This window comes from Lysinibacillus louembei (assembly GCF_033880585.1).
GTDB classification, from domain to species: domain Bacteria; phylum Bacillota; class Bacilli; order Bacillales_A; family Planococcaceae; genus Metasolibacillus; species Metasolibacillus louembei.
The window spans coordinates 2309287-2325551 of sequence record NZ_CP137624.1; the positions used below are offsets into that span (position 1 = coordinate 2309287).

The 16265-nt window shown below is 40.8% G+C and carries 13 protein-coding genes, 1 riboswitch and 1 other annotated feature; of the genes, 7 read left to right on the forward strand and 6 right to left on the reverse strand.

Annotation, left to right across the window (positions count from 1 at the left end; translation table 11 throughout):
• Positions 1–104 precede the first annotated feature (104 nt).
• Positions 105–1418, forward strand: a complete 1314-nt coding sequence (locus tag R6U77_RS11575) for an MFS transporter (protein ID WP_319835745.1) — start codon at positions 105–107, stop codon at positions 1416–1418.
• A gap of 18 nt (positions 1419–1436) precedes the next feature.
• Entirely contained in the window at positions 1437–2417 is a 981-nt protein-coding gene (locus tag R6U77_RS11580; RefSeq protein ID WP_319835746.1) for an ornithine cyclodeaminase family protein, read from the forward strand.
• Positions 2418–2466: 49 nt separating this feature from the next.
• Here R6U77_RS11580 and R6U77_RS11585 read toward each other — a convergent pair whose 3' ends face one another.
• The 3 genes from R6U77_RS11585 to cydD form a co-directional block, all read right to left on the reverse strand.
• A complete protein-coding gene (locus R6U77_RS11585; RefSeq protein ID WP_319835747.1) occupies positions 2467–3639 on the reverse strand; it encodes an MFS transporter in 1173 nt (390 codons plus the stop codon).
• A 41-nt stretch (positions 3640–3680) separates the two neighbouring features.
• Positions 3681–3780: riboswitch (purine riboswitch) on the reverse strand.
• 20 nt (positions 3781–3800) lie between these two features.
• On the reverse strand, positions 3801–5423 hold the full coding sequence (gene cydC, locus R6U77_RS11590; protein WP_319838371.1) for a thiol reductant ABC exporter subunit CydC: 1623 nt from the start codon (positions 5421–5423) through the stop codon (positions 3801–3803).
• Positions 5420–7057: a thiol reductant ABC exporter subunit CydD gene (gene cydD / locus R6U77_RS11595; protein ID WP_319835748.1), complete on the reverse strand. Its 1638-nt coding sequence runs from the start codon at positions 7055–7057 to the stop codon at positions 5420–5422. Before cydD ends, cydC begins: the two co-directional genes overlap by 4 nt.
• 241 nt (positions 7058–7298) lie before the next feature.
• Between cydD and R6U77_RS11600 the strand changes: the two genes are divergently transcribed.
• The 3 genes from R6U77_RS11600 to cydS are packed head-to-tail and all read left to right on the forward strand — an operon-like array spanning position 7299 to position 9777.
• Entirely contained in the window at positions 7299–8642 is a 1344-nt protein-coding gene (locus R6U77_RS11600) for a cytochrome ubiquinol oxidase subunit I (protein WP_406601040.1), read from the forward strand.
• On the forward strand, positions 8633–9661 hold the full coding sequence (locus R6U77_RS11605) for a cytochrome d ubiquinol oxidase subunit II (protein ID WP_293927566.1): 1029 nt from the start codon (positions 8633–8635) through the stop codon (positions 9659–9661). The genes R6U77_RS11600 and R6U77_RS11605 overlap by 10 nt, the downstream gene beginning before the upstream one ends.
• 11 nt (positions 9662–9672) lie before the next feature.
• Entirely contained in the window at positions 9673–9777 is a 105-nt protein-coding gene (gene cydS / locus R6U77_RS19875) for a cytochrome bd oxidase small subunit CydS family protein (RefSeq protein WP_406601041.1), read from the forward strand.
• Between the two features lie 28 nt (positions 9778–9805).
• Here cydS and R6U77_RS11610 read toward each other — a convergent pair whose 3' ends face one another.
• Positions 9806–10384, reverse strand: a complete 579-nt coding sequence (locus R6U77_RS11610) for a tRNA 5-(aminomethyl)-2-thiouridylate-methyltransferase MnmM (protein ID WP_319835750.1) — start codon at positions 10382–10384, stop codon at positions 9806–9808.
• Positions 10381–11325 (reverse strand): tRNA modification radical SAM protein MnmL/YtqA, encoded by a 945-nt coding sequence (locus R6U77_RS11615; protein WP_319835751.1) that lies wholly within the window; start codon positions 11323–11325, stop codon positions 10381–10383. Before R6U77_RS11615 ends, R6U77_RS11610 begins: the two co-directional genes overlap by 4 nt.
• 128 nt (positions 11326–11453) lie before the next feature.
• Between R6U77_RS11615 and R6U77_RS11620 the strand changes: the two genes are divergently transcribed.
• Positions 11454–12626, forward strand: a complete 1173-nt coding sequence (locus R6U77_RS11620) for an MDR family MFS transporter (RefSeq protein WP_319835752.1) — start codon at positions 11454–11456, stop codon at positions 12624–12626.
• 60 nt (positions 12627–12686) lie between these two features.
• On the opposite strand, the gene R6U77_RS11625 is transcribed toward R6U77_RS11620, so the two are convergent.
• Positions 12687–13259, reverse strand: a complete 573-nt coding sequence (locus R6U77_RS11625; RefSeq protein ID WP_319835753.1) for a transposase — start codon at positions 13257–13259, stop codon at positions 12687–12689.
• A gap of 259 nt (positions 13260–13518) precedes the next feature.
• Positions 13519–13725, forward strand: a binding site (T-box leader).
• Between the two features lie 98 nt (positions 13726–13823).
• On the opposite strand from R6U77_RS11625, the gene leuS reads away from it, so the two are divergent.
• The gene (gene leuS, locus R6U77_RS11630) at positions 13824–16238 is read left to right on the forward strand and encodes a leucine--tRNA ligase (protein ID WP_319835754.1); all 2415 of its coding nucleotides are present in this window, start codon (positions 13824–13826) and stop codon (positions 16236–16238) included.
• The last annotated feature ends 27 nt before the right edge of the window (positions 16239–16265 follow it).

Here is a 16265-nt window from a genome sequence, read left to right on the forward strand (position 1 = left end):
AGTATTACTTCAACTTTAAAGTAACAACATTTAGAAAGCGATTTCAAATGATGGAGTATAAGGTTGAGAGAGTATCTTCGATTCAAGAAAAAGGGGGATTTTGAATGACAGAACCACAGTTAAGTAAAGCACAGCAAAGGAGAGTTTGGATTGCGAGCTTAGTTGGTAGCTCGATTGAGTGGTTTGACTACTTCCTATATGGAACAGTAGCGGCACTTGTTTTTAACCAAGTATTTTTCGTGGCAGAAGATCCAACAGTTGGCTTAATGCTAGCATATGCATCACTAGCATTAGCGTTCTTTATTCGTCCATTTGGTGGTATTATTTTTAGTCATATCGGGGATAGAGTTGGACGTAAAAAAACGTTAGTAATGACATTGTCATTAATGGGGGTTGCAACATTTTTAATGGGGGTACTTCCTACATATCAAGCAATTGGCGTTGCAGCACCAATTTTATTAATTGTACTACGTTTAGTACAAGGACTAGGTATTGGTGGAGAATGGGGCGGTGCATTGCTATTATCCGTTGAATATGCACCGAAAGATAAGCGTGGATTATTTGGTGCAATCCCACAAATGGGTGTAACAATTGGTATGTTTTTAGGTACTGGTGCATTAACATTTATCACTTCTACTGTTTCACAGGAAGCATTCGTTTCTTGGGGCTGGCGTGTTCCGTTCTTATTAAGTGCATTATTAGTTGTATTTGGCTTATGGATTCGTAAAGGAATTGATGAAACGCCATCATTTAAGAAGGTTCAAGAGTCTGGCGAAATTCCAAAGCTTCCAATTATCAATACATTAAAGTATCACTGGAAAGAAGTGTTGATTGCCATTGGTGGTAAAGTTGTTGAAACAGCACCATTCTATATTTTCGGTACATTTATCGTTTCATATGGTACAAATCAGCTTGGCTTTACAAGCACGCAAGTTTTAGTATCTGTTATGATTGCGACAATTGTTACAACGATTTTAATTCCAATTATGGGGAATTTATCAGACCGCATTGGTCGTAAGAAAATGTATATATTCGGAACGCTCGGCATTATTATTTATGCATTCCCATACTTCTGGTTATTACATCAAAAAACATTTATTACATTAGTGATTGCAACCGTGATTGGTCTAGGGGTAATTTGGGCACCAATTACAGCAGTTTTAGGAACAATGTTCTCTGAAATCTTTGATGCAAAAGTGCGTTATACAGGTGTATCGTTAGGCTACCAAATCGGTGCCGCAGTAGCTGGTGGTACAGCGCCACTAGTAGCAACAGCATTATTAGCGAACTTTGATAATTCATTTGTACCTGTAGCTATTTATATGATTTTCACTGCGGTTATTTCATTGCTAGCAGTTTGGGCAGTACGTGAGCGTAGCAACGAAGATTTAGATGCTGTGTCAATGGATAAAAAATAATTAGTTGGAGTGAGTAGTTTGATTATTTTAAATGAGCAAGAGATTACATCATTCTATCATATGGAAGATGCCATACGAGATGTAAAAGCGATACTACAAGCGAAGGCGCAAGGGCATATTTTAGCGCCACATCGTACAGTGTTGGACTTCCCGGAACAGACAGCATCAGCCCTTTATATGCCTAGCGCGGATTTAGTAAATCAAATGGCAGCTGTAAAGGTTGTGACGATTTTTCCGAACAACCCAGCTGCTGGGAAGAAAACGACACAAGGTATTATTGTCTTAACGAGCACAGAGGATGGTAGCCATTTAGCAAGCATTAATGCTTCTTACTTAACGCGTCTGCGCACGGGAGCGATGTCAGGCATCGCAACAGATTATTTAGCGCAACAAAATGCAACAGTACTAGCTGTTATTGGTACAGGAGCGATGGCATTTGAGCAATGCTTAGGTGTGTTAGCAGTTCGCGCGATTGAAACGATTGTTTTATACAATCGAACAGCTGCAAAGGCACAAGAGTTTGCGGAAAAGCTACAAGAGGCGGGCTATCAAGGTGAATTTCTTTTCGAGCAAGATGCCAATACAGCAGTAGCACAGGCAGATATCATTTGCTGTGCAACGAAGACGACAACGCCATTATTCAATGGTGAGTCGTTAAAAAAAGGCGCACATATTAACGGGGTTGGCTCTTATCTTCCGCATATGCATGAACTGGATCATTATACGATTACAAATAGTAAAGTAGTTGTAGATGATTTACCTGGTGTGAAAGATGAGGCAGGCGAGCTAATTGATGCAGCTGACAAAGGTGTTTGGAGCTTCGACGATATTTATGCGGAGCTAGAACAGCTTGTTGCAGGTGAAAAAGTAGGACGTCAGCAACAAGAGGAAATCACATTCTTTAAATCGGTTGGAGCCTCTTATTATGATTTAGCTGTAGCACAAGGTGTTTATAAAAAAGCGTTAACACTGCAAATTGGGAAAACAGTAGAGCTTTAAAGGGGTGTTCCGAAGCGACTTAAGCTTCGGAAGCACCCCTTTTGCTCTGCTAATTACTATGTTGCTCTGCTACTTGTGCAGAAGAAGAGCCTTTTAATGAAATGGCCGCACAGCCTAATGCTGCTAGCGCAAAAATAGCGCCAAAGATGGATAAATAAATAGCCGATGATGTAAAGGCGAATACAACACCACCAACTGCCGAGCCAATGGAAATACCGATTTGTAGTGCAGCTGTATTTAAGCTTTGCTGAACGTCGGATGTTTTTGGGGCAATTTGAATTAAATATGCCTGTAATGGTGGTGTTAAAGCCCAGCTTAGTGCACCCCAAAATACAGTGATAATTAAAAATAACGGCAATGATACGATTGTAAATGGAATTAACAATAATACAATTGCAAATGCTGACACAACAAATAAAATGGTTTTTTTCGTGCCAAGTTTCCCATTTAACCAGCTACCAAGCGCATTCCCGCTTACAGAGGAGACACCGAACAATAAATAACAGGCGCTAATCCATGATGCGCTCATATCAAAGGCTTCAACTAAAAACGCTGTTAAATACGCATATAGCATATAGTGTCCTGCTAGCATAAATAATGTCGTAAATTGTGCGCTTAAAATTTTTACATCTGCTAATGATTTAATCTGTGCTTTTAATGGAATGATTTCAGCAACAGGCATTCTTTCTAGGAAAATAATATTTAAAATAATCGATAAAGCCGATAGTACTGCAATGCCTAAAAAGACGGAGCGCCAGCCGAATGATTCTGTAATAAAAATGCCAAGTGGCACACCGATAACAAGGGCCGAGCTTACACCGATAAAGACATAGCTCAATGCTTTTGCTCGGTAGCGTGGCTCAACGATTTTCGCCGCAATTGTTAACGATAAAACAATAACAAGCGCTGTACTCATTGCAGAAACAATACGGGCAATCATGACGATTGTAAATGTCGGGCTGACATACATCATTAAATTACTTAAAGCAAAAATAACTAATGCAATAATAAATAGCTGCTTTCGTTCAATTTTGGCTGTTAATGATAAAAGTATTGGCGCAGATAGGGCATAAATAAAGGCGAAAACAGTAATCAACTGTCCTGCTGTCGCAATGGATACGTTTAAATCCTCTGCAATGCTAGGCAAAATCCCTCCAACGATTAATTCAACTAAACCAACTGCAAATGCAGTGATGGACAGAATATATACTCTCCAATTCATTTTTATCAATCCTTCCTTTCAAAATAAAAAAAACTTCTGATTACAAAAATAAAAATTTTTGTAATCAGAAGTTTACGGTTTCTGGTAGAGACCCTCAATCCATATTATTGAGGTTATACATTTGTTATCCTAGCATAAAGTGAGTCGTCTGACAACCCATTTTATTTTAGCTGCTGCATATGATAAAAAATGCCCTGTTTTTTAATCAACTCATCGTAATGGTCTGCTTCTACAAGCTGATGCTCGTAGATGACAAAAATGCGGTCAAAGAGGGCGAGGGCATCAAGCTTATGTGTAATACAAATAACCGTTTGTGGCAATGTGAGTAACAACTCAGTACAGTGTGTTGTTAATGAGCTGTCTAAATGTGCGAATGGTTCATCCAATAAATAAATGGGTGCATCGCGCAGTAAGACGCGGGCAAGTGCTAGACGCTGCTGCTCCCCACCTGATAAATTGCGCGCATTTTCCAATACCTCTTGCTCAAGTGAAAAGGGGAGCTGCAATTGCTCTAACAGTTGCTCCATTTGTCCGGCCTCTTTCTCACTTAATAAATTTTCCTTAATTGTGCCGCTAAAGAAATGATTATGCTGTAGCATAATGCCCATTTGACCCCATAGCTGTTCATGCTGAATTTGTGCAGTATTGTCCCCATTCCATAAAATTTCTCCATTGCTTGGCTGCAAATTTTGAATTAACAGTTGGAATAAGGTCGATTTTCCAGCACCGCTTGGCCCAACAATGGCAATTTTTTCACCAGCATTAATCGTAAATGAAATATCCTGCAATGCTTGAAAATCACTATTTGGGTAGCGATAGCTGACATTATTAGCTTGCACTGTTTGCAATTGTCCTTGCGGCAAAGCTTGTGTTGATATTGCCGCAGCATCGAATGCTGTTAAACGAACAAAGGCATCCTTTGCTTTTGCTTTATGCAAAGGGACTGTGCCAAGCGGGATTGCTACCTCAAAAACAGTTAATGCAATTAATAGTAGCATCGCTAAATAAAGCCCGTCTAAAGCCCCAGTTGTTACAAAATAAGCACCGAGAATGACGACCGCAAAGGCGGTTGATAAGGCGGTTGCTTGATTGACGAGCTGTGCCTTTAACGCCTGTTTTTCTTCGTTTTGTATATTTTGCTCAAAATCAAGGCTGAGCTGCTGTAGTGCTTGCTCTGCAGCAGGGCGTTTCCCTGCAACTGTTAAATCGGTTAAGCCGTAAAAATATTCCGTCAAGCTTTCTGTGTAGTGCTGCTGGCTTGTTATTTCTTTTGGCTTTTGCCAAAGCAACGGCAAAATTATGCTGCAGAGAATAACGCTAACAAGCAACAGCAATGTAATCCAAATTGAAAACCAAATAGTAAATAGCATTGTGCCGAAAAAAACGAGCAATGCAACGAGCGGTGGATAGGCAACGCGTAAAAAATATTGCTGTAATGTATCAACATCCTTCGTCATACGCGTTAATAAATCGCCCCCTCGGTAGCTCGAAAGTAAAGAGTGTGCATATGGCTGCAAGCTTTGGAAAAAGCGGAGGCGAATTTTTTCTAGCAACGAAAAGGTGACACGATGTGAAATATAGCGCTCCGCATATTTGCTTGCTGATTTCGCCACACCAAATAATTTTAAAAAGGCAGTTAAAATTAAAATGATATAAAACGGTGGCAATAATGCTGCCTTGGAAATTAAAAAGCCGCTTTGTGCAAAGAGTGCTACCGCGGTTAAGCCACTGATTGTTCCAGCTAAAAGAGCTAGTAAAAAATCTTTTTTTTCACTTAAAATCATTTGCCACACGGTGTTTCACCTCTTTTCAGTTGACCGTTCTGCACTTCATAGATTGCATCTGCATGTGCAATGCTTTCATGGCGATGTGCAACAATAATGACAGTGCTACGATGATGGAACTGCTTAATAAGCTGATGAACGGCTTCGGCTGTTTGCACATCAAGTGCAGCAGTTGGTTCATCTAGCAATAAAATAGATGGCTGCTTTAACCATGCTCTTGCTAAAGCGATCCGCTGTTGCTCCCCACCTGATAAGCCAAGCCCACCTTCGCCAATTTTTGTGTCAAAGCCATTGGCAAGCTGCTTAAACCATGTCATTAACTGCACTTGTTGCAATGCTTCAAGCAACTGCTTCTCTGAATAATTGCCACCCATTTGTAAATTTTCTCGCAATGTCGTCGCAAATAAATACGGTTTTTGCGAAACGAGCATCATTTCTTGCCGCCATTGTTGCTCATCAGCTGTTGATTGGGGCTTGCCGTTGATAAGTAGCTGTCCAGTATCAGGCTTCATTAATGCTGCGAGCATATGCAAAATCGTCGTTTTGCCGTGTCCAGATGGTCCAACAATGGCGATTGTTTGTTTCGCTGGAATCATCAAAGTGATGGGACCAATTGCTTGCTGCTCGTATTGAATCAAAGCATCCTTTAATGCGAGGGAAGGTGCTTCAGAAAAAGCTTCTGTTCCCCATGTAGGTGCACGCTTCGGCTCATGAAGTGTCTCTTGTAAAATTTCTGCCGCTGCTAGGCTACCACGTCCTGTGTGAAAGGCTGCGCCAAGCTCCTTCAATGCTTGGTAATATTCAGGTGCTAATGTTAAAACGAAAAAGGCAGGCGCAAAGGCAAGCGTTTGGAAGACAATCATGCGAAAGCCGATTTCCAGTGCAACAAGACCGATACCAAGCGTTGTAATCAGCTCAATAAACAATGTAGAGGCAAAGGCAATTTTTAAAACGGTCAGCGTTGCGGCTGAAAATTGCTTGTTATGCTCATTCAGCTTGAGCTCCTGCTCGCGCGCTTTGCCAAATAATTTTAATGTTTGTAAACCATAAAGCATTTCTAAAAATGTGCTGGAAAAGCGATTCATTTTCGTTAGCTGTTGTTCCGCTTTTGCCTTTGTTTGAATGCCAACTAAAATATACGTTAAAGGAATAAACGGTGCTGTAATTAACATAATAACAGCACTTGTTGGATGCACGAAAAACAATGTGATAACAATGATTGCAGGTAGCATCAACGTTTTAATAAATTGTGGGATATATTGCGCATAATAAGCATGCAGCTCCTGTACCGTATGCTGTAAAATAGCAATTTTTTCGCCAGCAGGCTTGGCAGATGGCGTAGACCAATGTGCCAATAATTGTTGACGCACCTTCGTTTTGACGCTTCCTGCATAGCGATTCGCAGCAAGCTGCATGAAAGCCTGTGTTGCAAGCCTCACGCAAATTGCGACAGCTAAAAGTGCCGCATAAGGCCATATCACTTCAAAGGATGCTTTGTTGATAAAGACGCTATCCACAATTTTGACGATACTATACGCTTGCCCAATAATCGCACTAGCGAGCAGCAAGCTAAACAACATAAAAAGTGTAATATATTTTTTTTCTGAAAATGCGAGCTGCCTGAGCCAAGCCATGTTGTATCCTCCTTAATTGTGTGGGTGCCAGGCACACACACAATTCTGACAATTAACTACTATTAAGGTATACTAAGTTTGTGCTTTTTGAAAAGGAATACACTTGCAAGAATCAGCGTTTTTTGCGCTTTGTGACAAATTTCTGTATGTCGAATATGTGAATATGTATGGAAGCAAAGTAACGACAATAGATTACGCTTATATTTAATGCTACGATGAAGGAAAAATAGGCAATAAAGGAGTGAGGGAAGTGGATTCTGTTTTTTGGAGTAGGGCTTTAACGGAGCTGACGCTATCGTTCCATATTATTTTTGCAACAATTGGTGTCGGTGTGCCGTTAATGATTTTAATTGCACAATATGTAGGCTATAAGAAAAATGATATGCATTATACGATGATGGCGAGACGTTGGGCACGTGGCTTTACAATTACCGTAGCGGTTGGGGTTGTAACAGGTACGATTATTGGCTTGCAGCTATCGTTATTATGGCCACAGTTTATGGAAATGGCAGGGCAAGTGATTGCATTACCATTATTCATGGAAACATTTGCGTTCTTCTTTGAGGCGATTTTCCTTGGCATTTATTTATATACGTGGGACCGCTTTAAAAATCCGAAATATCATATGTTGCTGCTAATTCCAGTAAGTATTGGCGCTTCGATGTCCGCTCTTTTTATTACGATTGTTAACGCTTTTATGAATGCACCGCAAGGCTTTACGGTAAAGGGTGATGCATTAATCGATATTCAGCCGTTTATGGCGATGTTTACACCTGCGATGCCCACAAAGGTTGGGCATGTTTTAACGACAGGCTATATGACGGTTGCCTTTATTCTTGCCGCGATTGCTGCCTATAAATTATTGCGCGGTGAAAACCACGTCTATCATAAAAAAGCACTTGTTTTAACGATGAAGCTAGGCTTAATTTTTGCACTCGCTTCAGCAGTTGTTGGCGATTTTTCTGCAAAGTATTTAGCGGAGTACCAGCCTGAAAAATTAGCTGCGGCAGAATGGCATTTTGAAACAGAAGAGGGTGCCGACTTAATTTTATTCGGTGTGCTAGATGACGGTGAAGTGAAATATGAAATTCGCTTACCGAAGCTGCTTAGCTTCTTATCGCATACCGATTTTAACGCAGAGGTAATTGGGCTCGACCAATATCCAAAGGATGAGCATCCACCCCTTATTATCCATTACTTCTTTGATACGATGGTAGGGATAGGTGTCTTTATGATTTTACTGTCTGCTGCCTTTGTGCTTGGCAAATGGAGAAGCTGGTCATGGGTTGAAGCAAGGTGGTTTAGATGGCTTATCGTGTTAGGGGGACCGCTATCCGTTATCGCCATTGAAGCGGGCTGGTGGCTTGCTGAAATGGGGCGTCAGCCATGGATTTTATACGGCATTATGCGCACATCAGAAGGGGCAACAACCGCCACAGGTGTTGAATATTTATTTATCGCCTTTGCCGTTGTCTACTTTATTTTAGGTGTCGGCAGTATCGTTATTTTACAGCGCATGTTCAAAAATAATCCGATTGAGAAGGAATTAAATTCAAGACAGGACGGTGAAGGCTCATGGCATTAGAAATATTAGGTATATCTGTGTTGTGGCTGTTCTTGTTCGGCTATGTGATTGTAGCGTCCATTGATTTTGGCGCAGGCTTCTTCAATGCGTATAGTTTAATTAGAGGAAATCACCAAACATTAACGAAAATTATTAAACGCTATTTATCACCAGTTTGGGAAATTACCAACGTCTTTTTAGTATTTTTCTTTGTTGGAGTTGTCGGTTTTTTCCCGCAAACTGCTTACTATTATGGAAACGTCTTAATTGTACCTGCCTCAATCGCTTTAATTTTATTGGCAATTCGAGGAAGCTATTACGCATTTGAAGCGTATAGCGGTGTTAGTGGGCATAAAGGCTACGCGCTTGCTTACGGTATTGCTGGGCTATTTATTCCCGCAGCTTTTTCGGTCGTTTTAACCATTTCAGAAGGTGGCTTTGTTAGTATGGACAGCGGGCATCCGAAGCTAGATTATGGTGCCTTATTCGCCAGCCCTTTATCTTGGTCGATTGTGGTGCTGTCAGTTGTTGCGGTGCTGTATATCTCCGCAGTCTTTTTAACATGGTATGCGCACAAGGCTGGAGAGCGTGAGGCAACCGAAGTAATGCGAAAATATGCCTTAATTTGGGCGGGACCATTAATTGTCAGCGCATTCGGTATTATTATCGAAATGCGTCAATTAAACAATTGGCATTATGAAAATATGTTCGATGTGTGGTGGCTCTTTGCACTATCTGGCTTATTATTTGCGGGTACAGTTTATTTCATTTATAAGCGCATTCGCTATAATTGGGCGCTCGTTTTACTTATCGTCCAATTTGCGCTTGCCTTTTTCGCATATGGCGTTTCGCATTATCCATATTTGCTCTATCCGTATTTAACGATTCACGATAGCTTTACGAGTGAGGCAATGGCGATTGCCTTAGTCGTTGTGTTTATTGCAGGGCTTGCATTACTATTGCCTTCGCTTTACTTAGTGTTCCGCTTATTCGTATTTAATAAAGAGTATGTATCAGGCAAATCTGATCACCATGTATAGGAGGGCAAAACATGAGTAATTTTTTAATATTTGTCGCACCATTTCTCGTTGTGATTGCATCGATTGTAGCTGCTTTTTTCGTAGCGACACGTATGAGCTGGGTGGATGAGGAATAAAAATAGGGGTGTTGGCTAGCCAACACCCCTATTTGTTGCCCATTTCCTTGACCTTTTCAAGCGCCACCACAAACGGTGGGCTGTTTTGCTGATTTAAAAATTCATAGCGCAAAACATGCACATGCTTTTGTGGAAGGCTGCTAACAAAGCGTAGCACCTCATCGCGTTCCTCAGCGCCACCATCATGCCCATGATAAATGACTAAGACGATAATGCCACCAACTTTTAATAATTGCAGCAAGGTTTCTAGTGCGGTAATCGTTGTGTTTGGCTTTGTAATAATGGAATGGTCACTGCCTGGTAAATAGCCGAGATTAAAAATTGCTCCTGCTACAGGCTTTGTCACATATTTGGCGATGTTTTCATGCCCATCCTTTAAAACGAGAGCTCGGTGTTCAAGGGCATTGTCCAACAGACGATGCAAAGTTGCGTCAACCGCCTCTTTTTGCACATCGAAGGCATATACATAGCCATCGTCACCAACTAAATTGGCTAAAAATAATGTGTCATGTCCGTTACCAGCTGTTGCATCAACGGCGATATCGCCTTCTTGAATCGCGTCTGTTAAAAGGCTTTGAGCATATTGTAAAACGCGTTGTAATTTCATCTTTTCACCTCATAAAGTCTACTTTGCCATGTGTTGCGGCGTTCTAGCTCTGCATCAATACCGTTTAACACGCTCCATTTATTGACACTCCACATCGGCCCGACCATTAAATCAATGGGTCCATCACCTGTAATACGCTGCACGACCATGTGCGGTGGTAACACTTCAAGCTGGTCAACAACGAGCTGAATATAATCTTCCTGTGTCATAAATTGCAGCAAGCCTTTTTCGTATTGCTTGACTAAAGGTGTACCTTTTAATAAATGCAGCAAATGAATTTTAATGCCTTGTACATCGAGCTTTGCTACTTCACGTGCTGTTTCGAGCATCATATCGTATGTTTCTAAGGGCAAACCATTAATAATATGTGTGACGATGCGAATATTGTGACGACGCAGTTTTTCTACACCTTCTACATATGTTGCGTAGTCATGTGCACGATTAATTAAATTTGCCGTTTTTTCATGCACCGTCTGTAAGCCAAGCTCCACCCATAAATAGGTACGCTCATTTAATTCAGCTAAATATTCCACGACATCGTCAGGCAGACAGTCAGGGCGCGTTGCAATACTAATTCCCATGACACCTTCACAGGCGAGTGCTGCTTCAAATTTTTCCTTTAATATGGCGAGGGGCGCGTGTGTATTTGTATAGGCTTGGAAATAAGCCATCGTTAAGCCATCTTTCCATTTATGCTGCATTTTTGCTTTGATTTTTTCGAATTGAACAGGAATCGGATCCACTTTGTTACCAGCAAAATCACCGCTACCAGCAGCCGAGCAAAATGTGCAGCCTCCAAAAGCGACCGTGCCATCGCGATTTGGGCAATCAAAGCCCGCATCTAAAGCTACTTTATAAACCTTTTGTCCAAATTCATTGCGTAAATAGCGATTCCATGTATAGTAACGCTTTTCGTCAGAAGGAAAAGGGAAATTTGTCATCGTTGTCACTCCTCTAAAAAATGATTGTAACACGCATTGACGTAGTGAAAAACTTTTTCTTGTATATTTTGCAAAAGAGGCATAGACTGATATTTTGAATATCGAAGGAATTTGGAAGGAGAGAGGATATGCCAAGACAGGTATGGTATTTAGTCATCGGGATGTTTTTAAACACAGTAGGTAGCTCCTTTTTATGGCCTTTAAATGCTATATACATACACCATCATCTAGGAAAAACGTTAACGATTGCGGGTTTTGTGTTAATGCTCAATTCATTAGCGGCGGTCGTTGGTAATTTATTAGGTGGCTATTTGTTTGATAAAATTGGTGGCTTTAAAACAATTGTGATTGGTGTCACATTAAATATAGGCGCATTAAGCTTATTGATGTTTTGGCATGATTGGTGGCCTTACGTTATTTTGTTAACGGTTATCGGCTTTAGTGGAGGGGTAGTTTTTCCTGCAATGTATGCGTTGATAGGCGCTGCGTGGCCAGAAGGTGGGCGTAAAGCGTTCAATACGTTATTTTTATCGAATAATGTTGGGGTAGCGATTGGTCCTGCACTAGCAGGCTTTATCGCAGATATGAATTTTGAATATGTTTTTAAAGCGAATTTCTTTACTTATTTAATTTTCTTCCTGCTCGTTGTCACAACATATAAACGCTTTGATACGAAAAGTATGGCACCGAAAAATGTTCTTACAGAAAGAGGGGGCAAGGAATCTAAGGCAGGACTTTATGCGTTATTTACTTTGTGTCTCGCTTTAGTATTATGCTGGATGTCGTATTCACAATGGAGTGCGACGATTTCTTCTTACACACAAGGCTTAGGTATGTCGCTCTCACAATATAGTGTGATTTGGACGATTAACGGCTTGCTCGTTGTCGGTTTCCAGCCAGTCATTCGTCCGCTCGTTCGACGTTGGGAGAAGAAGCTCAAGCATCAGCTCGCATTGGGACTTGTCTTAATGTCATTCTCCTTCTGTATCGTGGCGGTTGCAGAGGAATTCACAATGTTCGCGGTAGCGATGGTCATTTTAACATTAGGGGAAGTATTTTTCACACCTATTATTCCGACAATTGCTAATCAACTCGCCCCGAAAGGTCGACAAGGCTTTTACCAAGGCATTGTCAATAGTGCCACGACAATTGGACGAATGATTGGTCCACTATTTGGCGGGATGATGGTCGATATATTTGATATGCAGACATTGATGTGGAGTGTCGTTGTGCTGCTGCTCGTAGCAATTATCCCTGCATGTGCCTGGCACACAAACAATAAAGAAAATTCAGAAAACTAAATACAATTCAATCGAAAAGCTAGTGTCACAACGAGTGAGGACACTAGCTTTTGTTATAGCTCAAGTCAATTGCAAATCATAATCATCCTCACAATGCATTAAATAGAGCTCTAGGGTAGCGTATCTGGAATGAGGTAAATAGGAGAGAAGTGAGTTTTTATGCAAAAAATTAAATGATACTGGAATGTTATGGTAGTAATAATAGAAAGAGCTATAAGGGTAAAGAGCTAGGGCTTCTACCAAGGGGGTAGTGGTATTGATTGGATTACGGTGAATATAGCGACTAACAGCGATAATATCGAGGGCTGAAGGAACAATATCTGAAAAAAACCTTTTTTCATAGAGGTGACCAGTGTAGTCATATTTCTTCTTGAAATAATCACTATAACGACGATTAATCATCGCCATGATTTTGCTGTGGGAAGCATGAGAAGAGCGCAGTAATAAATGATAATGATTTGGCATAATGCAAAAAGCAATAATGGAAAATTGATATTTTTGATACGTGTACTCTAAAATTCGCAAGAAAGCTTGATAGTCAGCATGATGTAAAAAGATTGTTTGTCGATTATTTCCACGCATAACGATATGAAAATAGTGATGCGGTGACCAAAGACGATGTTTTCTAGGCATAGCAGCCCTCCTTTTAGTATGAATTGAATATAGTGTAAAAACAATGATAAATCTTGTCAAATGGCTCAAGAAAGCACTTATTGTGCAAAGTGTTTGAAATTAGAAATTTGACTGTGAAAAACGAATGAAATTTGTCATTTGAATAGTAAAGTGCATAAAAAATTTTTTTTCGTGAATTGTGTGGAAATTGTGTGTGTGCCTGGCACGCAAAAAAAACTTGTACTTTCAAGCTAATTCCTTTAGAATGAAGGCATTATATACAACGACTATGACAAGGAGTAGTAAATTTCGACACTTTTTAGAGAGTTAGCGGTTGGTGTAAGCTAACAGGTGAACAAATTGAACTCGCCTTTGAGTTTGCTTTTAGATACTAAAAGCCGTGTTTTCGCGTTAAGAAGCTGGAGCTGAGTGCAGTGTCACTAATTTGGGTGGTACCGCGGGAGTCAAATATACTCTCGTCCCTTTCTACGGAAGGGGGCGAGTTTTTTATTTTTCTAAAAATTCAGTCACTTCGGTTTGGGCGATAGAAAACAAGTCGATACTATGATTTTGAGGAGGAGTAATATGAGTTTCAATCATCAAGAAATTGATAAGAAATGGCAGAAGTATTGGGCAGATAATAAAACATTTAAAACGGTGAATGACAACAGCAAGCCAAAATTTTTCGCGCTAGATATGTTTCCATATCCATCAGGTGCAGGCTTACACGTAGGGCACCCACTAGGCTATATTGCGACAGATATTTTAAGCTCATTTAAACGTATGCAAGGTTATAATGTCCTACATCCAATGGGCTGGGATGCGTTCGGCTTACCAGCGGAGCAATATGCGTTAGATACAGGCAATGACCCAGCGGAATTTACAGCGAAAAATATCGCAACATTTAAGCGTCAAATGAACGATTTAGGCTTTTCGTATGATTGGGATCGTGAAATTAATACGACAGACCCGAAATATTATAAATGGACGCAATGGATTTTCATCCAATTATTCAATCGTGGCTTAGCATATGTTGATGAAGTGCCTGTCAACTGGTGTCCCGCATTAGGTACAGTGCTTGCTAACGAGGAAGTAATCGATGGCTTATCAGAGCGTGGCGGACATCCTGTAGAGCGTCGCCCAATGCGTCAATGGATTTTACGCATTACGGAATACGCGGATCGTCTATTAGAAGATTTAGATGAGCTTGATTGGCCAGAAAGCTTAAAAGAAATGCAGCGCAATTGGATTGGGCGCTCTGAAGGTGCAGAAGTAACATTTAAAATCGATGGTACAGAGCATACATTTGATGTCTTCACAACGCGTCCAGATACGCTATTTGGTGCAACGTATGCAGTATTAGCACCAGAGCATAAGCTAGTTGCTGAAATTACAACAGCAGAGCATCGTGCACAAGTAGATGCATATCTTGATAAAGTAAAAACAAAATCAGACCTTGAGCGTACAGATTTAGCGAAGGAAAAAACGGGTGTCTTCACAGGCGCATATGCAGTGAATCCAATTAACGGTGCCAAAATCCCTGTATGGATTGCGGACTATGTGTTAGCAACTTACGGTACAGGCGCGATTATGGCGGTTCCTGCTCACGATGAGCGCGACTACGAATTTGCTAAGCAATTTGGCTTAGAAATTAAAGCGGTGCTTGCTGGTGGTGATATTGAAAATGAAGCATTCACTGGTGATGGCGAGCATATTAATTCTGATTTCTTAAACGGTTTAAATAAAGAGGATGGCATTGCTAAGGCGATTGCATGGCTAGAGGAAAACGGTGTCGGTGAGAAGAAAATTTCATACCGTCTACGTGATTGGCTATTCTCACGTCAACGATATTGGGGTGAGCCAATTCCTGTTATTCATTGGGAAGATGGCACAATGACGACTGTTCCAGAGGAAGAGCTACCATTAATGCTGCCAAAAACAAACGATATTCGCCCAAGCGGTACAGGTGAATCACCACTTGCTAATATTGAAGAGTGGGTAAATGTAGTAGACCCTGTGACAGGGAAAAAAGGTCGCCGTGAAACAAATACGATGCCGCAATGGGCTGGTAGCTGCTGGTACTACCTACGCTATATCGACCCGAATAATGATGAAATGATTATCGATCCAGAGCTAGCAAAACGCTGGTTGCCTGTTGATATTTATGTTGGTGGCGCAGAGCATGCGGTGCTGCATTTACTATACGCTCGCTTCTGGCACAAAGTGCTATATGATATCGGTGTTGTGCATTCAAAAGAGCCATTCCAAAAGCTATTTAACCAAGGAATGATTTTAGGTGAAAACAACGAAAAAATGTCAAAATCAAAAGGCAATGTGATCAATCCAGATGATATCGTTGCATCACACGGTGCAGACACGCTACGCCTTTATGAAATGTTTATGGGACCGCTTGAAGCCTCAAAAGCATGGTCAACAAATGGCTTAGATGGCTCACGTCGCTTCCTAGAGCGCATTTGGCGTCTATTTATTGATGATAATGGCACAGTAAGCAGCAAAATCGTTGACACAAATGACGGCAAGCTAGAGCTTGTTTATCATCAAACAGTGAAAAAGGTAACAGAAGACTTTGAAGCAATGCGCTACAATACAGCCATTTCACAAATGATGGTATTCATTAATGAATGCTATAAGGTTGATGCTGTACCAAGAGAGTATGCAGAAGGCTTTGTCCAAATGATTTCACCAATCGCTCGTCATATTGCAGAGGAGCTTTGGCAAAAGCTTGGTCATGCTGAAACAATTACGTATTCTACATGGCCAACATTCGACCCATCGAAGCTTGTAGAAGATGAAGTGGAAGTTGTTGTACAAGTACTAGGCAAAGTGCGTGCAAAAGTAAAAGTTGCAAAAGATATTTCGAAGGAAGGCCTAGAAGCTGCTGCATTAGCAGATGACAAAGTACAAGAATTTATCGCAGGTAAAGACGTTGTCAAAGTGATTGTTATTCCAGGTAAATTAGTTAATATCGTAGTGAAGTAATGAAAAATCAGCCACCTCTCCATTGTC

What these genes read in the sequence shown, in the direction of transcription:
- R6U77_RS11625 (WP_319835753.1), bottom strand. Translation starts at nt 13,259, where the DNA reads ATGCCTAGAAAACATCGTCTTTGGTCACCGCATCACTATTTTCATATC.
- R6U77_RS11620 (WP_319835752.1), top strand. Translation starts at nt 11,454, where the DNA reads ATGCCAAGACAGGTATGGTATTTAGTCATCGGGATGTTTTTAAACACA.
- cydD (WP_319835748.1), bottom strand. Translation starts at nt 7,057, where the DNA reads ATGGCTTGGCTCAGGCAGCTCGCATTTTCAGAAAAAAAATATATTACA.
- R6U77_RS11610 (WP_319835750.1), bottom strand. Translation starts at nt 10,384, where the DNA reads ATGAAATTACAACGCGTTTTACAATATGCTCAAAGCCTTTTAACAGAC.
- R6U77_RS11605 (WP_293927566.1), top strand. Translation starts at nt 8,633, where the DNA reads ATGGCATTAGAAATATTAGGTATATCTGTGTTGTGGCTGTTCTTGTTC.
- cydC (WP_319838371.1), bottom strand. Translation starts at nt 5,423, where the DNA reads ATGATTTTAAGTGAAAAAAAAGATTTTTTACTAGCTCTTTTAGCTGGA.
- leuS (WP_319835754.1), top strand. Translation starts at nt 13,824, where the DNA reads ATGAGTTTCAATCATCAAGAAATTGATAAGAAATGGCAGAAGTATTGG.
- R6U77_RS11575 (WP_319835745.1), top strand. Translation starts at nt 105, where the DNA reads ATGACAGAACCACAGTTAAGTAAAGCACAGCAAAGGAGAGTTTGGATT.
- R6U77_RS11585 (WP_319835747.1), bottom strand. Translation starts at nt 3,639, where the DNA reads ATGAATTGGAGAGTATATATTCTGTCCATCACTGCATTTGCAGTTGGT.
- R6U77_RS11615 (WP_319835751.1), bottom strand. Translation starts at nt 11,325, where the DNA reads ATGACAAATTTCCCTTTTCCTTCTGACGAAAAGCGTTACTATACATGG.
- cydS (WP_406601041.1), top strand. Translation starts at nt 9,673, where the DNA reads ATGAGTAATTTTTTAATATTTGTCGCACCATTTCTCGTTGTGATTGCA.